Consider the following 23,025-nt stretch of genomic DNA (forward strand, 5'->3'; position numbering starts at 1 on the left):
GGTGGCTCGCCAGAGGAAGCGCGCCAGGGCTCGAGCCGCGTTGTCGCTCGGAGGTGGGCGAACATTCGACCGGCCGCAGCGCAGGTGTGTCCACTCACCACCTGGGGCGTGTCAGAGCCGGGCGGCCAGGCGGGTGCCCTGATCGATCGCGCGCTTGGCGTCGAGTTCGGCGGCGAGTTCGGCGCCGCCGATCAGGTGCGGGTTCACCCCCGCGGCGCGCAGCTCGTCTTCCAGGTCGCGCACCGACTCCTGGCCCGCGCAGATGACGACATTGTCCACCGGGATCAGCCGAGGACGTTCACGCTTCTCCCCGAAACTGATGTGCAGGCCGTTGTCGTCGATGCGCTCGTAGTTGACGCCGCCGATCTGCTCGACGCCCTTGGCTTTCAGCGCCGCCCGATGCACCCATCCGGAGGTCTTGCCCAAGCTCTTGCCGAACGAGCCCGACTTGCGTTGCAGCAGCACCACATCGCGCGCCGCGGGGGAGGGGACAGGCGTGGCGAGCTGGCCGCGCACCTGCTCATCGACCGAATCGACGCCCCACTCCTGCTTCCATTCGTCCAGTTTCAGCGTGGGATGGCCGTCGACGGTGAGGAATTCGCTGACGTCGTAGCCGATGCCGCCGGCGCCGATCACCGCGACCCGCTTGCCGACCGGCTTCTCCTCCCGCACCAGCTCGGCGTAGGTCAGCACCATCGGATGGTCGATGCCGGGGATGTTCGGGATGCGCGGGCGCACACCGGTGGCCAGCACCACCTCGTCGTAGCGGCCGTCGATGAGCTCGGCCGCGGTGGCGCGCTTGCCGAGGTGAACGGTGACGCCGGTGATTTCGAGTTTGCGGGTGAAGTACCGGATGGATTCGTCGAACTCTTCCTTGCCCGGGATGCGGCGGGCGATGTCGAATTGGCCGCCGATCTTGTCGTCGGCCTCGAACAGCTCCACCCGATGCCCGCGTTCGGCCAGGTTCACCGCCGCCGAGAGACCCGCGGGCCCCGCGCCGACCACCGCGATGCGCTTGCTGCGCCGGGTCGGCAGCAGTTTCAGCTCGGTTTCGTGCCCGGCGCGCGGGTTGAGCAGACAGGACACGGTCTTGTGCTGGAAGGCGTGGTCGAGGCAGGCCTGGTTGCAGGCGATGCAGGTGTTGATCTCGTCGACGCGGTTCTGGGCGGCCTTGTTGACCCATTCCGGGTCCGACAGGAACGGCCGGGCCAGCGACACCAGCTGGGCGTCCCCGCGAGTGAGGATCTCCTCGGCGATCTCGGGCATATTGATCCGGTTCGACGCGCAGACCGGGATGTTCACCTTCGCGGTGATCTTGGCGGTGAACTCGACGAAGGCCGCGCGCGGCACCGAGGTCACGATCGTCGGCACCCGCGCCTCGTGCCAGCCGATGTCGGTGTTGAGGATGCTGACGCCGGCGGCCTCGAGTTCCTGTGCCAGCGCGACGATCTCGTCGAAGGTCTGGCCCTTCTCCACCAGCTCGGCCATCGACAACCGGAAGATGATGATGAAGTCGTCGCCCACCGCGGCCCGGGTGCGGCGCACGATCTCGACCGCTAGCCGTCGCCGGTTCTCCGGCGATCCGCCCCATTTGTCGGTGCGCTTATTGGTGCGCGGGGCGAGGAACTGGTTGATGAAATAGCCTTCACCACCCATGATCTCGACGCCGTCGTAGCCGGCGAACTTCGCCAGCCGAGCGCAGCGCGCGTAATCGTCGATGGTCTGCTCGACGCCCTTGGCCGAGAGCTTGCGCGGGCGGAACGGGTTGATCGGCGCCTTGATCGAGGAGGCCGAGACGCTGCCGGGCATATAGGAATACCGGCCCGCGTGCAGGATCTGCAGGGCGATCTTGGCGCCCTCGGCGTGCACCGCGCGGGTGATGACGCGATGGCGGTAGGCCTCGGTCTTGTTGGTGAGTTTGGCGCCGAAGGGCAGCAGCCAGCCGGTGCGGTTGGGCGCGTAGCCGCCGGTGATGATGAGCCCGACGCCGCCGCGCGCGCGTTCGGCGAAATAGGCGGCGAGGCGGTTGGTGTCCCAGGCCCGGTCCTCGAGGCCGGTGTGCATCGACCCCATGATCACGCGATTGCGCAAAGTGGTGTGGCCGAGATCGAGGGGCTCGAACAGGTGGGGATAACTGGTCGATCGCACGAGCGGGCTCGCTTTCTTACCTCAGTCCGCACCCGGGGCTGTCGGGCGCGAGGGCGGAGTGTCGGGTCGCAGGGCTTGCAGGACCTCGTCGCACCATTCGGCGGACCCGAGCTCCTTGCGGATGCCCGCGCGGAGCACCAGGTACTGGTGCAGCCCGGTACCGGTGAGCTGATCCGGTGCCGGGAAGTCTCGTTTCTCGATGAGCCGGTACAGCTCGAGTTGGCGCAGGTGTTCGTCGCGGCGCCGGGCGACCTCGGTGAGCAGCGCGTCCAGATCGCCGTAGGCGGCCGCGCGCACCTTGACGAAGAATTCGTTGCGTTCGCGTTCGGGTTCGGTGGGTTCGGCGATCCAGCGCGCCAGTTCCGCGCGCCCGGCCTCACTCACCGCGTAGACCTTCTTGTCCGGCCTGCCCTCCTGGGCCACCGATTCGCTGTGCAGCCAGCCGGATTCCTCCATGCGGCGCAGCACGCGATAGATCTGCTGATGGGTGGCGCTCCAGAAATAGCCGATCGACTTGTCGAATCGCCGGGCCAGTTCGTATCCGGACCCGGCGCGTTCGGTCAGCGAGACCAGCAGGGCATGCTCGAGAGCCATGCCACACAGGGTATCCGAGACCGCAAGTACTATGCAACTAGGTGCATAGAGGCGGTGAGGCCATCGATCCGCAGCCGAGCCCGTCCAGCGTATGGCGACTCGACGGCGACGGGTGTCCGGCCATGCGGCCCATGATCACAGGCTCGAGTCGGACACCATCGGCCTTGCTCAGGTGCGTGTCAGCATCGAAGCGTGAGGCGCGACCGGAAGATCGGGCCGCATGAGTTCATCTCGATTAGGGTGCGCGGTATGAGCGAGGTCGACGTGCGCGGTGAGGCGGGGACCGGGCGCGGGCAGGTGGTGGCGTGGGGGCTGTGGGACTGGGGTTCGGCCGCGTTCAACGCCGTCATCTTGACCTTCGTCTTCTCGGTGTATTTGACCGACAGCGTCGGCGACGATCTGCCCGGCGATATCTCGGCCGGAGCCTGGCTGGGCTGGGCGCTCGGCATCGCCGGGCTGGTGGTCGCGCTGACCGCGCCGGTCAGCGGGCAGCGCTTCGATGCCACCGCCAGCCGTAAACGGTCTCTCGGTGCGCTGACCGCGTTGACCGTCGCCGCGATGGCCGCGATGTTCTTCGTGCACGACGACTACCGCGATCTGTGGCTCGGGCTGGTCCTGCTCGGCTTCGGCTCGGCTTGCTTCGAGCTGGCCAATGTGCCCTACAACGCCATGCTGCGCCAGGTCTCCACCCCGGCCACGGTGGGCCGGGTATCCGGATTCGGCTGGGCCATGGGCTATTTCGGCGGCATCTTGCTGCTGCTGATCTGCTATCTCGGCTTCATCGCCGGTGACGGCGACCGGCGCGGACTGTTCGGCATCCCCACCGACGACGGCCTCAATATCCGGTTGGTCGCCGTGCTGGCCGCGGTCTGGTTCGCCGCGTTCGCGTTGCCGGTGCTGTTCGCGGTGCCCGAGGTGGTGCGCACCGGTGCCGACCCCGGTGCGGAGAGCGCAGGCTTCCTCGGTTCCTACCGGGTGCTGTGGCGCGACCTGCGTGAGTTGTGGATCGCCGACCGGCGCACGGTCGGATTCCTGTTGGCCAGCGCGATCTTCCGCGACGGGCTGGCGGGGGTGTTCACCTTCGGTGCGGTGCTGGCGGTCGGTGTGTACGGCATCGCCGACGCCGATGTGCTGCTGTTCGGCATCGCCGCCAATGTGGTCGCGGCACTCGGCGCGATCGTCGCCGGCCGCTTCGACGACCGCGTCGGCCCGAAACGGGTGATCGTGGTGTCGCTGGTGTCGATGATCATCTGCGGCACGGTGCTGCTCGTGGTGTCGGGCCCGGTCATGTTCTGGGTGTTCGGGCTGATGCTGACGGTGTTCGTCGGGCCGGCCCAATCCTCGGCCCGCTCGTTCCTGGCCCGGCTCGCGCCCGCGGGCCGGGAAGGTCAGCTGTTCGGCCTCTACACCACCACCGGCCGGGCGGTCTCGTTCCTGGCGCCGATGCTGTTCGGATTCTTCGCGTGGGCGTTCGCCACCGACCGGGCGGGCATCGTCGGCCTGCTCGTGGTGCTCGCGCTCGGGCTACTCGCCCTGCTCGCGGTTCCTGGGCCGGACCCGGTGCCGGGGTCGGCGGGTATCGCCGAAGATGCGAACGGGTGAGAAGCGCCGATGCCCACCGGGGTTCGCCGAGGGTGCCTGTGCCCGCCGTGACCCGGCCGGACGGGCCGCCTACGGCTTCCAGACGCCCATGCCCAGCGCGATGAGCCGGACCTGGTACACCGTGCGGTCGATCGTGCTCTGCTGATCGCGCGGTGCGGCGGCGACATAATCGGCGATGCCGTCGGCCACGGTGGACACGATCAGGTCGGCCGCCAGCTCGAGATCGTCCGACGACCAGGAATCCAGCGCGCTGATCCGGGAGAAGTCGACCACCAGTTCGCGCACGATCAGCTGCATTTCCGTGGCGATCGCCTGACGCAGTGCGGCCGACCCGCCGCGGCGCTCACGGGTGAGGAATCCGAACAGTTCTCGCTTGTCGGCGACCTGATCGAAGACGAAACGCACCGTCTCCGACAGCTGCGCGTCCGGGCGGCGGCGCAATTGCCGCAACGCCAGTCGAAGGGCCTTGACGCCTTCGTCGACGAGGGTGGCGCCCAGATCGTCCAGTGAGGCGAAATGCCGGTAGAACGCGGTGGGCACGATGCCCGCCGAACGGGCGATCTCGCGCAGGCTGAGCGCGGCGAACCCGCGATCGGCGGCGAGCGCGAGGGTTCCGTCCAGCAGCGCCCGTCGCGTGCGCTCTTTGCGCTCGACCCGAGTTTCCGCCTGCTCACTCATCACGGTGAGCATACATCCGTTCACCATGTGCTCTTTCTCCAGATGTAGTTCGGGTCACACCAGCTGCTGGTTGACATCCATCCCCGGTCATCAGTCACACTATTGAGTGTACAGACGTACACTGAAATTTGTCTCGGGCTCGACTGCCGAGTGTGACCAACGACAGGCACGGAGAAACCGCATGGTGGATCTCATCAATCTGGTGCAGACCCTGACCACACCGCATCCGCTCGACCGCTATCTGGAGCTGGTGCGCCCCATGCTCACCGCCAGGGAAATGCGGGCGGAGATCGTGCGGGTGGACCGTTCGGTGCCGGGAACGGTCTCGCTGTCGCTGCGGCCGACGCGCCAGTGGTCCGGCTTCCTGGCCGGGCAGTTCGTGCAGATCGGCGTCGTCATCGACGGCGTACGCCACACCCGCTGCTATTCACCGGTGAACTCGCAGCACCAGCGCGACCGTCGCATCGACCTGACCATTCGAGTGCACCCGGAGGGCCTGGTCTCGCGGTACCTGCACCGGGCCGCCGAGCCGGGCCTCGTGGTGGACCTGGCGCCCGCCTCCGGGGTGTTCCACCTGCCCGAGCAGCGGCCCGAGCGAGTCCTGCTGATCAGCGGCGGCAGCGGCATCACGCCGGTACTGTCGATGCTGCGCACCCTCACCGACGAGGGCTACACCGGCCCGGTGGTGTTCCTGCACTACGCCCGCTCGCCGGAATACGTTCCGCACCGCGCGGAACTGGCCGCCATCGCCGCCGCCCATCCCAACGTGTCACTACAGATGCGTTATCCGGAACTGGACGGCAGCGCCTTCGATTACGACGAACTCGAGCGGACCGCACCGTGGTTCGCCGACGCGCACACCTACCTGTGCGGGCCCGGCCCGCTGATGGATTCGGTGCGCCGCGTGTTCGACGCCGAACAGCTCGGCGAACGCCTGCACACCGAGGAATTCACGGTATCGGTGGCGCCGGTCGACGCCGCCGACGCGCACGGCACGATCACCTTCTCCGCCAGTGGCGTCAGCGCCGACAACACCGGCGAGAGCCTGCTCGAACAAGCCGAAGCCGCCGGGCTGAACCCCGAATACGGCTGCCGGATGGGTATCTGCTTCTCCTGCACCGCCGTCCGGCGCATCGGCTGCACGCGCAACCTGCGCACCGGTGAGACCGACGCCGATCCCGATCAGCCCATCCAACTCTGTGTCAGCGCCGCCGTCGGCGACGTCGACATCGACATCTGACAACTGAAGGGGAGCAACCGATGACCATTCTGACCGAGACCAAGGACGGACCACTCATCCTCACGCCGGAGCAGGTCGAGGAGATCGGCCGCGCGCTCGACGAGCTGCGCGACCGCATCGTCGCCGACCTCGGTGAACGCGACCGCGAATACATCTACTCGATCATCAAGGCGCAGCGTGGTTTCGAGGTCGCCGGCCGCGGCCTGATGTATCTGGGTTTCCTGCCGCCGTTCTGGCTGGCCGGCGTCGCCGCGCTCGGAGTGTCGAAGATCCTGGACAACATGGAGATCGGCCACAACGTCATGCACGGCCAGTACGACTGGATGCGTGAACAAGGCCTCAATTCCCGTGTGTTCGAATGGGATACGGTCTGCCCGGCGGACCAGTGGAAGCATTCGCACAACTACATGCACCACACCTACACCAACATCCACGGGCGCGACCGCGACATCGGCTACGGCATCCTGCGCATCGACGAGGACCAGAAGTGGAATCCGTACTACCTGGGCAACCCGCTGTACGCGTTCCTGCTGATGGTCTTCTTCGAATGGGGCGTGATGCTGCACGACCTGGAGGCCGAGAACATCATCCAGGGCAAGCGCAAGTGGTCGGATCTGAAGCCGCTGATCAAGGGGCAGCTGCGTAAGTCCGGGCGCCAGGTGCTCAAGGACTACGTCATCTTCCCGGCGCTGACCGGGCCGCTGTTCGTCAGCACGCTGGCGGGCAACTTCACCGCGAACCTGATCCGCAACCTGTGGGCGTACTCGATCATCTTCTGCGGACACTTCCCCTCGGGCGTACAGACGTTCACCGAGGAGGAGACCGAGTTCGAGACCCGCGGCGAGTGGTATGTCCGGCAGATGCTCGGCTCGGCCAACATCACCGGCAGCAAACTGTTCCACATCATGTCGGGCAACCTGTCGCATCAGATCGAGCATCACCTGTTCCCCGACCTGCCCGCCAACCGTTACCCGGAGATGGCGCCGGAGGTCGAAGAGCTGTGCAAGAAATATGGCCTCCCGTACAACACCGGGCCGTTCAGTAAGCAGATCGCTTCGGTGTGGGTGAAGATTTTCCAGCTGGCCCTGCCGCCGAGTCTGCTCGAATCCCGTTTCGCCGGTCTGCTGCCCGCTGTACTACGGAAGCGAAAGGCCCCCGGTGTTATCGTGATGCGACAGCGGAAGGCTACCGAAGTGGGCGTGTAAATGATCGGGAAATTCGAAGCCAACAAAGATCTGATCCAGGAATTGACGTCCTCCGGCGCCCGGCATGTCGGCAATATCGCCACCATCATCACCGGCACCGTCCAGGAGGTCACCCGGGAGATCGGTGAGTGGATCACCGACGCGATCGAAATGAACGAGGCGGCGGCCGCGGCCAAGCGCGACGCCGCCGCGGGCCCGGTCGAGGCCGACGCCGACGATCCGGGGTTCGACGCCGAACCGCGGATCGCCGATCCGGCCGACGATCCTCGATTCGCCGCCGACGCGCCACCGGCGAGCTACGTCGAGGCCGAGATCGTCGAACCGGAGTCCGACGGCCCGCGCTAGCCGCGGGTCTGCCGACCACCATCGCGGCGAACCCCGTGGATGGCAGCGCCGGCGCCGAGGGTCCGACTGGGACGGACACCCCTCGGCGCCGGTGCGATCCGCGCGCTGCCATTCGCGCATATGCACTGCCGCTTGCTTGTCCGCCGCTTCCTGATCGGCCGTTCTGGGCCCGGCGCATCCGCGGCAACCGCCCGCGCGTAGTGCCTGCACAGCGAACCTCCATGGGCTAGCCTCGGAGTTTGTGCCCGCCTACGTGTCCTCGCCCGAGTTGACATTCGGCTTCATGTTCGCGCTGGAAGACCCCGAGCGAATCGCCGAGGTCATCCGCGATCTCATGCTGCGCCAAACGGTATCGGTGTTCCGGCTGGCCCGGCTCTCCGACGACGCGGGCCCGCCGCAACGCTATGTCGTGAACTGGTCGTCGATTCCGCAGATCACCATCACCACCAGCGCGCCCGAACCCGATGTGCTGCGCGAGGATCGCATCATGCTGGTCAACGCCTTCCTCGGCGAGGACGGCGATATCAGTCTGTACTCCGCGCACGGCGAAGCGCCGCACTGACGCCGGATTTCCGTTCCGGAAAGCCGGTGCCGGCAGGGTCGTTCATCCGGCGAACGATTTGTTGGCGTGTCGGTACCGCAACGTTGCCGAAGTCGTAGCCGTGGTGGGACACAATCACCACATAACGGCCTGTGTGCCGTCCCGCTCTCCGACCTTTGGTGAAGGAGTGTCGACATGCAACCCGGCAATCCCGAGAATACCGGCGTACCCGCGACATCCGGCTATCCCGTCTACGTCCGCGGCGATCTCGACCCAGGGCTGTCACGGTGGATGTGGCTGGTGAAGTGGATTCTCGCCATTCCGCACTACATCGTGTTGTTCTTCTTGCACATCGCCTACGCGATCGTCACGATCATCGCTTTCTTCGCGATTCTGTTCACCGGGCGGTACCCGCGGGCGCTGTTCGAATTCAATGTCGGTGTGATGCGCTGGTCCTGGCGGGTCGGCTTCTATGCGTGGGGTGTGCTCGGTACCGACAAATACCCGCCGTTCTCACTCGATTCGAAGCCCGACTACCCGGCCGACGTCGTCGTCGACTACCCCGAACGCCTGCACCGCGGCCTGGTGCTGGTGAAGTGGTGGTTGCTGGCGATCCCGCACTATTTGCTGGTCGGGGCCATGGTGAGCGGTACCTGGGTGCCGATGGGCTGGGATGACGACGACTGGTCGGGTGCCTACGCGCCGCCGCTGCTCGGCCTGCTGGTGTTCTTCGCGGTCATCGCGTTGCTGTTCACCGCGCGCTACCCCGGTGGCCTGTTCGATTTCGTCGTCGGCATTCAGCGCTGGGCTTTGCGTGTACAGGCGTACGCCTCGCTGATGCGCGACGAGTATCCGCCGTTCCGGCTCGACCAGGGTGCCCGTGAGCCCGGTATGCCGGACGGTCCGAGCGCCATGAAGTAATCGCTTGTCGCGGCCGGTGGGTGGTGTGCGCGGAATCCCGTGCACACCACCCACTGGTGTGTCAGCCGACCGGAACAGGCGCGTCCAACCGGCCGGCCCGGGCGAGCAGGGCCAGCCCGCCCGCCGAGACCGCGCCGATCGCGATCAGGCCGGCCCAGGCCAGCGAACTGACTCCCGCCGCGCGGGCCGCGTCCAGAATGGTCCCGGTGCCGAGATTTCCGAGCAGGATCCCGACGCCGACGATGGTGTTGTACAGCCCGTAATGGGTGGCCACCAGCCGGTCACCGCACAGCGCGACCACGGTGTCCATCTCGAACGGGAACACCGCCGCCGCGCCGACACCGAGCACCGCTGCCGTCAGCAGCATGGCGCCGATCGCGACCGGCGTGCCGAGCCCGGTGCCGGGTACCAGCAGCAACGGCACGAACGCGGCCGCCAGGATGCCCATGCCGAGGACCAGGCTCTGCGGCCGTCCCCAGCGCGCGGCGAACCAGCGGGTGATCCGCAACTGGCCCGCGATGGCGATCAGACCCGACACCACGAACACCGCCGTCATCAGCGTGGCCGCGGCCTCGGCTCCGACGACCCTTGTCGCCTGCATCGGCAGCGCCAGATACACCTGGAACGACAGCACATAACAGCCGATCATGGCCGCGGAGAACAGCAGGAACGGCCGATTGGCCAGGACGACGCGCCAATCGTCGAGCACCGACGCGGTCTTCTGCTCCGCCGCGTGCTGTGGCAGCGCGCGCAACTGGGCGACGGTCAGCAGCGCGAAAACGATCGCCGATCCGGCGGCGGTGGCCCGGAAATCGAAGGCCATCAACGCCAGTCCGACCACCGGCCCGAACAGGATCCCGGCCTGGTAGAAGATGTTGAACATGGCGAAGGCCTCGACCCGCCGATCGGCGGAGTCCACCGCGAGATAGGCCCGCACTGCCGGATTGAACAGGGCGCCCGCGAATCCCGTCGCGGCCGAGGCGATGAGCATGGCCGGTAGCGAATCGGCGAAGGCCAGCAGCGCGAATCCGCCCGTGCGCAACAGGCATCCCGCGACGATCAACGGCTTGTATCCGAGCCGGTCGGCCAGCGTGCCGCCGACCAGGAACATGCCCTGCTGGCTGAAATTGCGGATGCCGAGCACCAGCCCGACCGCCCAGGCCGCCAGCCCCAACGGGCCCGCCATGTACCCGGCCAGATACGGCATCAGCATGAAGAAGCCGGTGTTGATAGCGAACTGATTGATCATCAGCATCCGGCTCGGCTTGTTGAAACTGCGATAGGTGGCGAGGAACTCGGTCACCGGATGCTCTCCTTGGTGTTGTCGTGGCGCAGGTCGATCTCCGACGCGGTGGCACCGTGTGGGGTGGACGTCCGGCCGGCGCTCGCGCGCGGATCGACCACGGTGGTGCACCGAGTCCAGCTGGTGACGACCGCGTCGTGCGGGTGGCCGATGGTGGCGGGCTCGTCCGGAATCGCGGCGTCGAGCAAGCCGTGTTCCCGGCAATAGTCGTCGTTGTAGACGGTGTCGAAGTAGCGCAGCGGACCGTCCGGGAACACCGCGGCGACGCGGACGTGGGCGTCGCTGGTGCGGGCCAGCCAGCCGGCCACCAGCGCGACGGCCCCCACACTCCAGCCGCCGCTGGCATGGTGGGTCGCGGTCAGCGCGCGGCAGGCCCACACCGCTTCCGCCGGTGCGACCCAATGGATTTCGTCGAACGCGTCGTAGTCGACATTCTCGGGATGGATGCTGGAACCGAGCCCACGCATCAGCCGCAGGCCGGCGGGCTGGCCGAAGATGGTGGAGGCCACCGTATCGACCCCGACGAGCCGCAGATCCGGGAAGTACTCGCGCAGCACCCGCGCCACCCCGGCCGAATGGCCGCCGGTGCCCACCGAGCAGACCAGCACGTCGATCCGGCCCAGCTGCGCCACCAGCTCGAGGGCAAGCGAACGGTAGGCCTCCCGGTTATCGGGATTGCGGTACTGGTCCGGGCACCAGGCCGCCGGGTCCTCGGCCAGCAGCTGCGCGACCCGGTCACGGCGGGCCTGCTGCCAGCCGCCGACCGGATGCGGTTCATCGACCAGCTCCACCCGCGCGCCGTAGGCGGCGAGCATGTGGCGCATCAACGGCTCCAGCCCGGGATCGGTGACCACGGTGACGGGGTGACCGTGCACCATCCCGGCCAACGCGAGGCCGAGACCGAGCGTGCCGCTGGTGGATTCGATGATCTGGGCGCCCGGCGCCAGCTCGCCCCGCGCGGTGGCGCGCTCGACCATATGCAGGGCGGTGCGGTCCTTCATGCCGCCCGGATTGGCGCCCTCGAGTTTCGCCCAGAACCCTCGGCCGGCCGGCGCGAGCGGTTCGGTGATCCACAGGACCGGGGTGTTGCCGACCATCGTCGCAGGCCGGGGGCAGCGGTTCGCCGTGGTCAGCAGGGCGGCGGGGCTGAGGGTGTCGGGCACGCGGGGTGCGGTGGGGTGCGAGGGGACCGGCCGCAGCGGACCGGTTTCCGCGCCGGCGAGCGCGGCAGCGGACAGGGCAGCACTGTGCAGTGCAGAAGACATGATGAACAGTCGATTCTGTGCGGTCGCTGATCGCAGCGAACAGGTGTGAGTGCGGAATGCACGAACACCGGCCGGCCCGGCAGCATCGGCCTGACGCTGACCGGTCAGTTCCTGGCGATACAGAATCGAGTGAGTATGTCCCGGCCGCTGTGGGCCGGTACGACGCTGGGCGGGGGCGCACGCACGCCGTGGGCGAGCGCGGCCGTCAACGAGAGTGCGACGATCAGCAGCGCCGCGAGAACCAGCAGGTCGAACAGGCTGACGCCGCTGCGAGGAAGGGTGGCGAGCACCGCTTCGGTGGGCAGATGCCGATCCGGCTCACCGGCGTGCGGATGCGGGATCGCCAGCGCCCGCACCGCCTCGGGGGTCGCGACGCCGGGATCGGTGGACTCGATGTGGGGATGCACGACCGCCGACGGGTGCGCCGGGAACACGTGGCATTCCGGCAGCGACATCGCGATCGACCAGACCGCGAACAGGAACGCGACAACGACCCGGATACCCGGGGTACGTATCGCGTAGGTGGTCACGTCTGCCGATAGTACAACCGGCGTCGGTGCTGGGAAGTCCGGCTCGTCAGCGGCGGCTGGAACCGGAGCGGCTGCCCGACCCGGAACGTCCCGTGCCGGTGCCCGAGCGGTTGCGGCTGTCGGAACCTCCGCTGGAGGTGTGCTTGGGCGTCTGGGTGGTGCCCGGGTGCGCGGAACCACCCGAGTCCGGTTTCGGCGCCGGGGTGGGCGCGGGCTGGGTGGCCGCTCCCGGTATCACGCGCTTGGTGGTCGAGGTGGCGGCCGGGCGGTCGGCGCAGGCGAGGCCGTCGTTCTTGCCGTCGAGCTGATCGAGCTGGGTGGTGTAGCCGGCGCTGCCGCGCCGCAGCGGGGCCTTGCCGGCGTCCCATACCTGCTGGCAGTTCTGGTAGGCCTGCGTGCTGGTGGCCGCCGCGCCGTGCGAGGAGCTCGACGAGCGGCGTTTCTTACTCGAACCGCACCCGGTCATCGACAGCACCAGAACGGCGGCGAGCAACGCGCCGAGTATGACGAGCACAGGCCGGGATTTGACCATGATCGGCTCCCCCCAAAGGTTTTCGGATCAGGCGAACGTCAGCCAGTATCGACGACGCGAGCGCTTACGGCAATATCGACCACGGAGGGTACCGGCCCGGTGTTCGTCACGGGCGGTGTGGATCCCGAGTGCTATGCCGATCAGCAACGCGAGCATCATCGCCGCGAGCAGCGCTATCGTCGTCATCGTTCACCTTCATGACCGGACGGGCTCGACCATCCGGTGCCCGTATGTCACCGGATGTCGTCGAGGGCAGGTCCGTGCTGCGGCGCGGTGGTTGCCGTGCCGGTATTCGTTCCTCGCGCGAGAGGTGCTCGCGTTCACCCCTTCATCCACCCGGCTACCTGTGGTGTTACGTGTCGCGCCCGCGTGTCGTATGCCTGCGTGTGTGCCGTGCGGTCAGCGGGCGGACTGGTAGATCCGGCGCACGATGTCCTCGATCTCGGGCTCCTCGATGGACAGGTCGCGCACCTCCGCCCGTTCCGACACCGCGGCCAGAAGAGAGGCGGCGGTGGTGGTTTCGGCGTCGAAGGCCAGCCGCTGCCGCACCCCGCCGCCCTCGCTGGACACCAGCGTGGCACCGGGCAGATCGCGCAGATCCGGTGTCGCTTCGGCCAAGTCCACCACCAGCACCCGCCGCGCGCCGACGGTCGCGCCCAGACCGGCCAGCGTCCCGTCGTAGACCAGGCTGCCGTGATCGACCACCAGCACGCGATCGCAGAGCCGCTCGATATCGCCCATATCGTGCGTGGTCAGCAAGAGCGTGGTGCCGCGCTGCGTGCGTTCATCGCGCAGGAATTCGCGCAACCGCTGCTTGGACAGCACATCTAGTCCGATGGTCGGCTCGTCCAGGATCACCAGGTCGGGGGAGTGCAGCAACGCCGCCGCCACCTCGGCGCGCATGCGCTGGCCCAGTGACAGCTGACGCACCGGGGTATCGAGGGTGTCGCTCATCTCCAGCTGCTCGACCAGCTCATGGGTGCGTTTGCGGGCGATCTCGGGGTCGAGCCGGTGGATCGCGGACAGAATCGAAAACGATTCGCGCAGCGGCAGATCCCACCACAGCTGCGACCGCTGGCCGAAGACCACACCGATGCGGCTCGCCAGCTGCCTGCGCTGGCGCACCGGCTCGAGACCGCAGGTCCGCACATGGCCGGAGGTCGGCACCAGGATGCCGGTCAGCATCTTGATGGTGGTGGATTTGCCCGCACCGTTGGCGCCGATGTAGCCCACCGCGGCGCCGGGTTCGACGCGGAAGCTCATCCGGTCGACGGCGGTGAGCACTTCCCGGCGCCTGCGCCAGCGGTCGCCGTCCTTGCGGCGCACCACGAATTGCCGTGTCAGGTTCTCGATCTCGATGATCGGCCCGTCGTTCATCTAGCCGCCGCCTCCCTGGTAGTGCCTGGTGCCGAGCCGCCATGTGCCGAGCGCGATCAGCCATACCCACAGCGCGGCCAGCGGTGTCAGCCAGGCGAGCCAGGCGGGCAGGAATGCCGGGCCCTGGACCCCGAGCAGGGCGATGGTCGGCAGGTAGGCGGTGAACGCGACCGGAATGGCGAAGCCGAACAGCAGCCGCAGCGGCGGTGGGAACACCGACGCGGGCTGGGTGGCGGCGAACACGCCGCCGTAGGTGAAGCTGTTGGTGAGTTCGGAGCCGTCGATCAGGTAGAACTGGCAGCCTGCCGCGCAGACGAACAACCCGCCGAACAGCGCGATGGCGCTCACCATGGCCGTCACCAGCAGCACGATCGAGCCGAGCGACCAGTCGATATCGTTGCGGGCCAGCCCGATGATCAGCACCGCGATCGAGACGATCGCGCGGGCGAAGCGGCGCAACGCGATATCGCCGGTGATCAGTTGCAGCAGCAGCGGTTGCGGGCGCAGGTGGTAGATGTCGAGGGTGCCGAGCCGGATCAGCGTCGGCAGTTGGTCGAGATGCCCGAACAGCACCTGGGCCAGCGCGAACGCGGTATTGCTCAGCCCGAACAGCAGTAACGCGCCGTCCAGGTCGAGCCCGCCGAGTACTCGGCCGCTGCCGAAGATCACCCAGACCTCGCCGAATTCGGCCAACCCGAGCAGCAGTGAGCCGAACAGGTCGCTGGCGAAGGAGAGCCGGTAGCTGCGCTGGGAGTCCAGGCGCGAACGCAGGACCGCGCGATAGGGGGTGAGCCAGGTGCCGGCCGCGGTTCGTTCAGCCACCCTGCACCTCGAGTCTGCGTCGTCCCGCGCGCAGCAGCATCTGACCGAGCGCACCGATCGCCACCACCCAGAACAACTGGATGCCGACGACCGCGAGCGCGTCGATCCCCAGCACCCGGCCCGACAGCACATCGACCGGAGCTTGCAGGATCGACGGAAACGGGGTCGCGTTCGCGACGGTGCGCAGCCAGTCGGGAAACGTGTGGATCGGTACGGCCAGGCCGGCCAGGAACACCGCGCAGGTGCGGTACAGGATTTCGATTCCGCGCGTCTCCACCACCCAGAAACCGGTGGTGGCCACGGCGAACAAGCACAGGAACGACACCGCTACGGCCAGCACCACACTGATGGCTCCCAGGACATAGGGGCCGAACGTGGTGGGCATCGTCACTCCGAAGGTCAGCGCCCCGACCAGGACGCTCGGCACCCCGCGCGGTACCAGGGTGCAGGCGGCGCGACCCAGATCCGCTGCCAGATAACCGAGTTGCACGTCCACCGGGCGCAGGAAATCGATCGCGATATCGCCGTCGCGAATGCGATCACGCAATTCCGAACTCGGGCCCATGAATTGAACCGCGCCGAGCAGACCTTGCGATATCCACACGTAGGCGGCGATGCTCGCGGCGTCGTACTCGCCGAAACTGCCCGCCGCCCCGACCGCGGCCACCATCACCGCCGCGCGGACGAACCCGAAGACACAGTTGGTGAACAGGCCCGCGAACATGGCCAGTTTGTACTGCCATTGCCGCCGGAAACCGGCCACCGCCAGATACCAGTACACCGCAGATGACCTGCGCAGATCCAGCGCACTAGTGAGCACAGCGAACCCCCTCCCGATGCCGAGGCACAAGCGTATAACTCTACCTGCCGGGCGGGTTCGACGGAAGGAAACGGTAGGCCGGAGCGCTCAGCTGGGGAGTCCGTGCAACTCCGCCGACCGTGATTCGACCTCGCTGCGCAACGCGGCGAGCACCGCGCGAACTGCGTTGCTACGCAACGACTCCTCCCGCGCGACCGACCAATACGAAATCTCAGGATTGAATTCCTCCCGCAGCAGCCGGCGCAGCTGGGGTCGTTCGTCGGCCAGATATACCGGGAGGATGCCGATTCCTGCCCCCGCGACCGTGGCTTCGACATGGGCGAACACGCTGGTCGAACGCAAACTGGTGGCGGGCTGTGGCAGGAGTTTGGCGGCCAGATCCAATTCGTCGACCTGCAAAGCGGATTCGATGTAGTAGATCAGGCGGTGGTCGGCGAGATCGGCCAGTGCGGTCGGGCTGCCGTGGCGGGACAGATAGGTGTCACTGGCGTACAGGCCGAGGTAGTAGTTGGTCAGGAAACGGGCGATGGCGCGATGGACGTCGGGGCGGCCCGCCACGATCTCCAGATCCACGCCCGACCGGTTCTGGCGCACCCGCCGGGTGGCGCTGATCAACTCCACCGACAGTCGCGGATGATTTTCTTGCAGCCGCGCCAGGGCAGGCACGGCGAAGCGGACCGCGAAACCGTCCGAGGCCGCGATCCGCACCAGACCGCTCACCCCGTCGCGGGCGGCCTGTGCCGGCGTGGCCAACTGTTGCAAGGATCGCTCGATCTCCTCGGCCACGACCAGGGCGCCGCGACCCAACTCCGTGAGTTCCCACCCGCCCGATCCGCGCACGAGTACCCGTCCGCCCATGGCCTTCTCGAGTGCGGCGATGCGCCGCGACGCCGTGGTCGAGTTCACCCCGAGCGCATCGGCGGCCGCGGAGAATTTGCCGAGCCGCGCGACGGCCAGCATGACCAGCAGATCATCCGGGTTGGGCTGGCCCGCGGCCATGTTTCGTCGCTCTGCGGTCATACAGCGATCTCACCACGGCGACTGCAAATTTGCAGCACCTTGCTGCAAAAGTGGGTTGCGAACTGCATTGATATCCATGCGCCGGGTCCCATAGCGTGGCGTGCATCACTCATCTCATGCCAATCGACATCAGGATGGAGCTCGACATGGCAACTATCGCGTGGATCGGCCTCGGGCATATGGGCCACCCCATGACGGCGAATCTGGTGGCCAAGGGGCACACCGTCCACGGCTACGACCTGAACGCCGACGCGCTCTCCGCCGCGGCCGCGAAGGGCGTGAAGCCGTGTGCGTCGATCGCCGAGGCAGTGCGCGGCGTCGACGCCGTCTTCACCATGCTGCCCAAGGGTGAGAACGTCCGCGCGGTGTACGAGGGGCCCGACGGGGTGCTCGCCCGAGCGGATTCGTCGGCGCTGCTGGTCGACAGCTCCACCATCGACATCGACACCGCGGCCGCCCTGCACGAGATGGCGCGTGAGCGAGGCTTCCGCTTCGTCGACGCTCCCGTTTCCGGCGGTATCAGCGGCGCCGCCGCCGCAACGCTCACCTTCATGCTCGGCGGCGAACCCGACGCCGTGGACGCCGCCGCCGAACTCGTCGAACCGATGAGCCGCAACATCATTCGCACCGGCGGTGCCACCTCCGGTCAGGCCGCCAAGATCTGCAACAACATGATGCTGCTGATCAACCTCGCCGGCTGTGCCGAAGGTGCGGTGCTGGCCCAGCGGCTCGGGCTCGACCCGCAGGTGTTCTGGAATGTGGCCTCGGTGTCGTCGGCCGATTCGTGGGCGCTGCGCACCTGGTATCCGGTACCCGGGATCGTCGAAACCTCCGCAGCCAACAACGGTTTCGATCCGACCTTCGCCGCGAGCCTGGCCAACAAGGACATCGGCCTGGCGCTGCGCGCCGGCGAATCCACCGGCACCCCGCTGCCGACGGCGAGCATCGTGGCCGGCCAGCTCCAAGACCTCGTCGACAGCGGTCTCGGCGACCGCGATTGCACGCTGATCATCAAGCACATCGACGACACCATCGCCTGATCGTCCAACTCCGAAAGACACAGACCATGAACCGCATTCCGCACTACCTCAACGGCAAACGCATCGACACCGGCCTACGGACCGGCCCGGTCTTCGACCCCGCCACCGGTGCGCAGACCGCCGAGGTCGTCTTCGCCTCCGCGCCGGATGTCGCCGACGCCGTCCAGATCGCCAAGAACGCCCTGCCGGGTTGGCGCGCCACCAGCCTCATCAAGCGCTCCGATGTGTTCTTCCGGCTGCGCCATCTGATCGGCGAACGGCGCGAGGAACTGGCGAAGATCATCTCCGCCGAACACGGCAAGACCGTCGCCGACGCGGCGGGCGAGATCGCCCGTGGCGTGGAGAACGTCGAATTCGTCGCCGGGCTCACCCATCTGCTCAAGGGCGACTACTCCGAACAGGTTGCCGGCGGGGTCGACGTCCATCAGGTGAAGCAGCCGGTCGGCGTGGTCGCCTGCATCACCCCGTTCAACTTCCCCGCGATGGTGCCGCTGTGGATGGTGTCCTCGGCCATCGCCTGCGGCAATACCGTCATTCTCAAGCCGAGCGAGAAGGACCCGTCGGCGGCGGTGTTCATCGCCGAACTGTTCAGCGAGGCAGGGCTGCCGGACGGTGTGCTGAATGTGGTGCACGGCGACAAGGAGGCCGTCGACGCGCTCATCGACGACAGCGACGTCGCCGCGGTGAGTTTCGTCGGCTCCACGCCCATCGCCGAGACCATCTACCGCCGCGCCTCCGACAAGGGCAAGCGGGTGCAGGCCCTCGGCGGGGCGAAGAACCACATGGTGGTCATGCCCGACGCCGACCTCGACGCCGCCGCCGATGCGGCGGTCTCGGCCGCCTACGGATCCGCCGGTGAGCGGTGCATGGCGGTGTCGGTGCTGGTCGCGGTCGGCGAGGTCGCGGACCCGCTGATCGACAAGATCACCCACCGGGTGCGGGCACTGCGGATCGGGCCGGGTTCGGATCCGGCCTCGGAGATGGGTCCGCTGATCACCCGCGAAGCCAGGGACCGGGTCGCCGCTTATGTGGCAGGCGCGGCCGCCGAAGGCGCGAAGGTCGTGGTCGACGGCCGTCAGCAGGTATTCGACTCCGACGGATTCTTCATCGGCGTCAGCCTGATCGACGAGGTGCGCCCCGGGATGAAGGTCTACGACGACGAGATCTTCGGCCCGGTCCTCGCCGTCGTGCGGGTCGGCAACTATCAGGAAGCCGTCGACCTGGTCAACGCCAACTACTACGGCAACGGCGTCGCCATCTTCACCCGCGACGGCAAGTCCGCCCGCCAGTTCGAATTCGACGTCGAGGTCGGCATGGTCGGCGTCAACGTCCCGATCCCGGTCCCCATCGGCGCCTACTCCTTCGGCGGCTGGAAGAAGTCGCTGTTCGGCGACACCCACATCTACGGCCCGGAAAGCATCCACTTCTACACCCGCAGCAAGGTCGTCACCACGCGCTGGCCGGAACCCTCGGAAAGTCAGGTCAATCTGGGGTTCCCCACCAACTCCTGAATCCGACTGCCTGCCCGCCGGAATGAAGCGGCGGGCAGGCAGTCGGCCGGACACGTTGGTCCGTCAGGTGATTCACCGTCGGCTCACCGGATGACCTCGGCACGCACTCGTTCGTTCGGAGTGGCGATGTCCCAGAAGCGAACTGTGCCTCGCGCGTTGCGGTACTCGCCGGTGCCGCCGGTGATGGCCATGTCGAGTGGACTCGCTCCTCTGGTCCAGGTGGACTGCATTGTCACGGATCCGCGCTCGAGTTCCATGGTGATGACGCACTGCATCAACACGTGATCGCCCTCGACATGCAGGGTTTGGCACGACCCGCCACCCTGTCCTACTTGGCGCCCGTCGCGTATCGCGTTGCCGGAGTAGACGTCCATATCGCCGAGGCTCAGACCCGCTGGGCCGAGATCGAGAGCCGCGTACTGGGTGTTCTGAACCTGGAGTTCGATGACTTCGACCTGTTCCTCCGCCGGTTTCTGCGTCTCGTCGCCGCTCGTGCCGCAGCCGCAGGCGACGGCGGCGATGAGCGACACGGCACCGAGGCGCAGGAGGACTGAGGTAGTGCGTTTTTCGTTGAGGTGCATTCGGTCTTCCTGTGTGTGCGTTAGTGACAAGTTCTTCATGGCCGCTGTTCGTCGACCCAGCCGCGCTCGACCGCCCAGTCGCTCGTTATGTCGGCGGTGATGGGCAGCGTGAGCAACGAGACGGCGGAAAGTGCGACGAGGAGCCCGATCGACGCGGTCCATTCGCGAGGATGGGCTCGCGGCCGATCCGTGGCATGTCCGCCGGCTCGCCGCCCGGCCGGCCGCAGAGCCCACGACGCGACGGCGAACGCGACGAACATCAGCGGCGGCGCCCATGACACAGGCGCGTCGCCGAGTGCCAGATACGACACCGCGGCACCCGACCACATGAAACAGACCCCGGCGTAGGCCCACTCCTTGACCAGCCCGAAACCGGGGACCGCGATCGTGATGGCGGCAGCGACGTGGCATACCCCGAGGATGTAGGCGAAGTAGTCCGGGTATCCGAGATGGTCCAGCTGGTCTTCCATCCAGTCGATCGTGAAAAGGTCCCACGCCGCTCCGGCGAGCAGTTCCGCGAGAATCACGAAAGTGGTGACCCAATAGGCGATGAGCCGGATTCGGTTACTGCGGTTCGGTGCGACGGCGGCCGGTTTCTCGCCGGTCGCGGATCGTCGAGTGCCGGTCGGAGTTGGCATGTCGGTTCACCTTGCTTCCCGCTGCCGGCTGAGCCGGCGTGGCACTGTCACGGTGCGGAGCTTGTCCGGATTGCGGACGGCATAGATATTGGTGATCTGGTCGCCGGTGATCTCGAGCAGGAACACGCCCTCCAGCTGGTCTCCGCGGTAGGCGACCAGCGCGGGCGCGCCGTTGCACTGGACCGTCTCGATCCGCAGGCCAGGCAGTGCCCGTCCCTTGGGGAAGAGGCTCACCAGGCGTGCGGCCACCGACTCCGCGCCCACCACCGGACGGCGGGCCGCCGCGGCCTTGCCGCCGCCGTCGGCGATGAGGGTGACGTCCTTCGCCAGCAGCGACAGCAGTCCGTGCAGATCACCGGTCGCGGCCGCCACCATGAACTGCTCGGTGATCCGGGCGCTCGTCGCGGTGTCGGCGGGTTCGAACCGCCTGCGCCTGGCCTGCACGTGCTTGCGGGCCCGGTGAGCGGCCTGCCGCACCGTTGCAACGGATTTGCCTACCGCGGAGGCGATGTCGTCGTGCGAGAAGCCGAATACCTCACGCAGCACGAACACCACGCGTTCGTCCGGCGTGAGTGTCTCGAGCACCACGAGCATCGCCATGGACACCGACTCGGCGAGCACCACGTCGGCCGATGCGTCGTTCTCGGCGAGCAGCACAGGCTCGGGCAGCCAGGGACCGACGTAGTCCTCGCGCCGACGTGCGCTGGTCCGCAGCGTGTTCAGCGATTGACGGGTCACCAACCGCGCCAGGTAGGACTTGGTATCCCGCACTGTCGCCAGGTCTACTTCCGCCCACCGCAGGTAGCTGTCCTGCAAGACATCATCGGCCTCCGTCGCCGAGCCGAGTACCTCATAGGCGATGGTGAACAGCAGCGGCCGCAACAGGGTGAACCGCTCGGCGTGCTCGTCGGCGGTCATGGCGCGGTGACGTTCTGTGCTGCGGCCGACTGCCCGGGCCGGGTGCCGCCCTTCGGCCAGATCAGGGAACCGGGTTTGCGGGCCTCGCGGCGAATCTTCGACACGCCGAGCCTGCAGGTCAGTTCCTTGATCGCAGCCCCGGGCCTGCCGCCGATATAGGCCTTCACCGGGGTGTCATCCTTGCGTGCGAGTTGGCGGACACCGCTGCGCCGCCCAAGACTCACACACGCCCCCGAGAAAGCCACGCTGAGCGCCGCAGGCTCGGCGCCGGCGATGCGGCTCAGCACGGTGTCGACGGCCTGCGCGCCCAATGGCCCGGCGGCGTACGAACTCATCCGCAAGGGCAGACCCGAGGGCGCCGCCGCATCGCCCGCGGCGACGATCCTGTCGTCGTCGAGGCTGGTCAGCGTTTCGTCGGTGAGCAGCCGGCCGAGCGAGTCTGTGCGCAGCCCGCTGGCCCGGGCCAGATCGGGCACACCGAAACCGGCTGCCCAGATGGTGAGCGCACTCGTTCGCTCGACACCGCCGGCGAGGACGACCGCGTCCGGCCTTACCTCGGCCACCTCGTCGTCCTCGAGCACCGTGACACCGTGGCGGGACAACCAGGTGGCGATGGACCGGCGCCCTGGCGCACCGAACGTCGGTGCCAGGGTGCTGCCGCATATCAGCGTGACCGCTCGTCCTCGTTCGGCCAGTTCGGCAGCCGTCTCGATGCCGGTCAACCCGCCGCCGACGACGGTGATCGCAGCGTCGGGCGGCACCTCGTCGAGCCTGGCGCGCAGCCGCTGGGCGAACTCGAATTCGGCGATGGAGTAGGCGAATTCGGACGCGCCCGGCACGGATGGAGTCGAGCCGGTGCTCCCGACCGCGTAGATGATGTAGTCGTAGTCCAGCGTGCCCCCGGACGCCAGCTCCACTGTGCGTGCGGCGGTGTCGATGCGCGTGGCACTGTCGACGACCAACTCGACCTCGTCGGCGAGCAGCGTGCCGTAGTCGACCTCGGCCTCCCCGGTACCGGCAACGAACTGGTGCAGCCGGACCCGGTCGACGAACTTTGCGCGCGGATTGATCAGCATGATGTCCAAGCCGGCGCGCACCCGCAGCCGATTGGCCGCGAGCGCTCCCGGCATAGCCACCGCCGATCACGACAACCTTGTTCGGTGTGCTGTGTTCAGGCATGCCTCCAAGACACCGCAGACCCGTCGAACGTGACACTACGTGACGTGACGTGGCACACATCGCACGCGCAGGAGGAGACCACAGCCTCGGGAGGTCTCGGCAATGTTCGCGTGAAAGCGGTCGCCGGCCGACCCGGCAAGGCTCTCTCGCGGCACGTAGTCGGCGGGCAGAGCCGGGCGTGGAGTTGGATCGCGCCTCGCCCATCGGACGCCACG

General features: G+C 67.5%; 23 protein-coding genes and 1 pseudogene. 8 read left to right on the forward strand and 16 right to left on the reverse strand.

The annotated features are described in order from the left end of the window. Positions 1–111 precede the first annotated feature (111 nt). The gene (locus FEK34_RS26355) at positions 112–2,148 is read right to left on the reverse strand and encodes an NADPH-dependent 2,4-dienoyl-CoA reductase (protein ID WP_138452099.1); all 2,037 of its coding nucleotides are present in this window, start codon (positions 2,146–2,148) and stop codon (positions 112–114) included. A 21-nt stretch (positions 2,149–2,169) separates the two neighbouring features. After that, positions 2,170–2,742 (reverse strand): PadR family transcriptional regulator, encoded by a 573-nt coding sequence (locus FEK34_RS26360; RefSeq protein ID WP_138452100.1) that lies wholly within the window; start codon positions 2,740–2,742, stop codon positions 2,170–2,172. A 249-nt stretch (positions 2,743–2,991) separates the two neighbouring features. Between FEK34_RS26360 and FEK34_RS26365 the strand changes: the two genes are divergently transcribed. Continuing rightward, the gene (locus tag FEK34_RS26365; protein WP_138452102.1) at positions 2,992–4,344 is read left to right on the forward strand and encodes an MFS transporter; all 1,353 of its coding nucleotides are present in this window, start codon (positions 2,992–2,994) and stop codon (positions 4,342–4,344) included. A gap of 69 nt (positions 4,345–4,413) precedes the next feature. Here the strand turns inward: FEK34_RS26365 and FEK34_RS26370 are convergent, their stop codons facing one another. Continuing rightward, entirely contained in the window at positions 4,414–5,022 is a 609-nt protein-coding gene (locus FEK34_RS26370; protein ID WP_249358059.1) for a TetR family transcriptional regulator, read from the reverse strand. Between the two features lie 181 nt (positions 5,023–5,203). On the opposite strand from FEK34_RS26370, the gene FEK34_RS26375 reads away from it, so the two are divergent. The 5 genes from FEK34_RS26375 to FEK34_RS26395 all read left to right on the forward strand — a co-directional run bounded on the left by FEK34_RS26375 (position 5,204) and on the right by FEK34_RS26395 (position 9,274). Further along, positions 5,204–6,262: a ferredoxin reductase gene (locus tag FEK34_RS26375; RefSeq protein ID WP_138452106.1), complete on the forward strand. Its 1,059-nt coding sequence runs from the start codon at positions 5,204–5,206 to the stop codon at positions 6,260–6,262. 20 nt (positions 6,263–6,282) lie between these two features. Continuing rightward, on the forward strand, positions 6,283–7,467 hold the full coding sequence (locus tag FEK34_RS26380) for a fatty acid desaturase family protein (protein ID WP_138452108.1): 1,185 nt from the start codon (positions 6,283–6,285) through the stop codon (positions 7,465–7,467). After that, entirely contained in the window at positions 7,468–7,812 is a 345-nt protein-coding gene (locus tag FEK34_RS26385) for a hypothetical protein (RefSeq protein ID WP_138452110.1), read from the forward strand. It abuts the gene before it with no gap. A 241-nt stretch (positions 7,813–8,053) separates the two neighbouring features. Next, entirely contained in the window at positions 8,054–8,374 is a 321-nt protein-coding gene (locus FEK34_RS26390; RefSeq protein WP_036534317.1) for a hypothetical protein, read from the forward strand. Between the two features lie 174 nt (positions 8,375–8,548). After that, complete coding sequence (locus tag FEK34_RS26395; RefSeq protein ID WP_138452112.1) at positions 8,549–9,274, forward strand: DUF4389 domain-containing protein; 726 nt, start codon at positions 8,549–8,551, stop codon at positions 9,272–9,274. A gap of 61 nt (positions 9,275–9,335) precedes the next feature. Here FEK34_RS26395 and FEK34_RS26400 read toward each other — a convergent pair whose 3' ends face one another. The 9 genes from FEK34_RS26400 to FEK34_RS26435 form a co-directional block, all read right to left on the reverse strand. Continuing rightward, positions 9,336–10,577, reverse strand: coding sequence for an MFS transporter (locus FEK34_RS26400; RefSeq protein ID WP_138452114.1), 1,242 nt, complete (start codon positions 10,575–10,577; stop codon positions 9,336–9,338). Next, positions 10,574–11,674 carry a PLP-dependent cysteine synthase family protein gene (locus FEK34_RS26405; RefSeq protein WP_249359642.1) on the reverse strand — a complete coding sequence of 367 codons (1,101 nt, stop codon included), beginning with the start codon at positions 11,672–11,674 and terminating at the stop codon, positions 10,574–10,576. The genes FEK34_RS26400 and FEK34_RS26405 overlap by 4 nt, the downstream gene beginning before the upstream one ends. Positions 11,675–11,946: 272 nt before the next feature. Further along, positions 11,947–12,372 (reverse strand): hypothetical protein, encoded by a 426-nt coding sequence (locus FEK34_RS26410; RefSeq protein ID WP_138452116.1) that lies wholly within the window; start codon positions 12,370–12,372, stop codon positions 11,947–11,949. A gap of 46 nt (positions 12,373–12,418) precedes the next feature. Continuing rightward, the gene (locus FEK34_RS26415; RefSeq protein ID WP_138452118.1) at positions 12,419–12,904 is read right to left on the reverse strand and encodes an excalibur calcium-binding domain-containing protein; all 486 of its coding nucleotides are present in this window, start codon (positions 12,902–12,904) and stop codon (positions 12,419–12,421) included. A 27-nt stretch (positions 12,905–12,931) separates the two neighbouring features. Continuing rightward, a complete protein-coding gene (locus FEK34_RS30235) occupies positions 12,932–13,090 on the reverse strand; it encodes a hypothetical protein (protein ID WP_171048411.1) in 159 nt (52 codons plus the stop codon). 213 nt (positions 13,091–13,303) lie between these two features. Then, complete coding sequence (locus tag FEK34_RS26420) at positions 13,304–14,281, reverse strand: ABC transporter ATP-binding protein (protein ID WP_138452120.1); 978 nt, start codon at positions 14,279–14,281, stop codon at positions 13,304–13,306. Next, the gene (locus tag FEK34_RS26425) at positions 14,282–15,103 is read right to left on the reverse strand and encodes an ABC transporter permease (RefSeq protein ID WP_138452122.1); all 822 of its coding nucleotides are present in this window, start codon (positions 15,101–15,103) and stop codon (positions 14,282–14,284) included. After that, positions 15,096–15,923, reverse strand: a complete 828-nt coding sequence (locus tag FEK34_RS26430; RefSeq protein WP_138452124.1) for an ABC transporter permease — start codon at positions 15,921–15,923, stop codon at positions 15,096–15,098. Before FEK34_RS26430 ends, FEK34_RS26425 begins: the two co-directional genes overlap by 8 nt. 87 nt (positions 15,924–16,010) lie before the next feature. Continuing rightward, positions 16,011–16,943: a LysR family transcriptional regulator gene (locus FEK34_RS26435; RefSeq protein ID WP_432760990.1), complete on the reverse strand. Its 933-nt coding sequence runs from the start codon at positions 16,941–16,943 to the stop codon at positions 16,011–16,013. A 146-nt stretch (positions 16,944–17,089) separates the two neighbouring features. Here FEK34_RS26435 and mmsB point away from each other — a divergent pair, with 146 nt between their 5' ends. Beyond that, positions 17,090–17,983 (forward strand): 3-hydroxyisobutyrate dehydrogenase, encoded by an 894-nt coding sequence (mmsB, locus tag FEK34_RS26440; protein ID WP_138452126.1) that lies wholly within the window; start codon positions 17,090–17,092, stop codon positions 17,981–17,983. Positions 17,984–18,009: 26 nt separating this feature from the next. After that, complete coding sequence (locus FEK34_RS26445) at positions 18,010–19,494, forward strand: CoA-acylating methylmalonate-semialdehyde dehydrogenase (RefSeq protein WP_138452128.1); 1,485 nt, start codon at positions 18,010–18,012, stop codon at positions 19,492–19,494. An 83-nt stretch (positions 19,495–19,577) separates the two neighbouring features. Here the strand turns inward: FEK34_RS26445 and FEK34_RS26450 are convergent, their stop codons facing one another. The 4 genes and pseudogenes from FEK34_RS26450 to FEK34_RS26465 form a co-directional block, all read right to left on the reverse strand. Continuing rightward, positions 19,578–20,075, reverse strand: a complete 498-nt coding sequence (locus FEK34_RS26450; RefSeq protein ID WP_138452130.1) for an allene oxide cyclase barrel-like domain-containing protein — start codon at positions 20,073–20,075, stop codon at positions 19,578–19,580. A gap of 35 nt (positions 20,076–20,110) precedes the next feature. Continuing rightward, positions 20,111–20,713, reverse strand: coding sequence for a DoxX family protein (locus FEK34_RS26455; RefSeq protein ID WP_138452132.1), 603 nt, complete (start codon positions 20,711–20,713; stop codon positions 20,111–20,113). A 6-nt stretch (positions 20,714–20,719) separates the two neighbouring features. Further along, positions 20,720–21,631, reverse strand: coding sequence for an RNA polymerase sigma-70 factor (locus FEK34_RS26460; RefSeq protein WP_138452134.1), 912 nt, complete (start codon positions 21,629–21,631; stop codon positions 20,720–20,722). Next, positions 21,628–22,810, reverse strand: a pseudogene (locus tag FEK34_RS26465) (NAD(P)/FAD-dependent oxidoreductase). The gene FEK34_RS26460 and the pseudogene FEK34_RS26465 overlap by 4 nt, the downstream one beginning before the upstream one ends. Between the last annotated feature and the right edge of the window lie 215 nt (positions 22,811–23,025).

This window comes from Nocardia cyriacigeorgica (assembly GCF_005863245.1).
GTDB classification, from domain to species: domain Bacteria; phylum Actinomycetota; class Actinomycetes; order Mycobacteriales; family Mycobacteriaceae; genus Nocardia; species Nocardia cyriacigeorgica_C.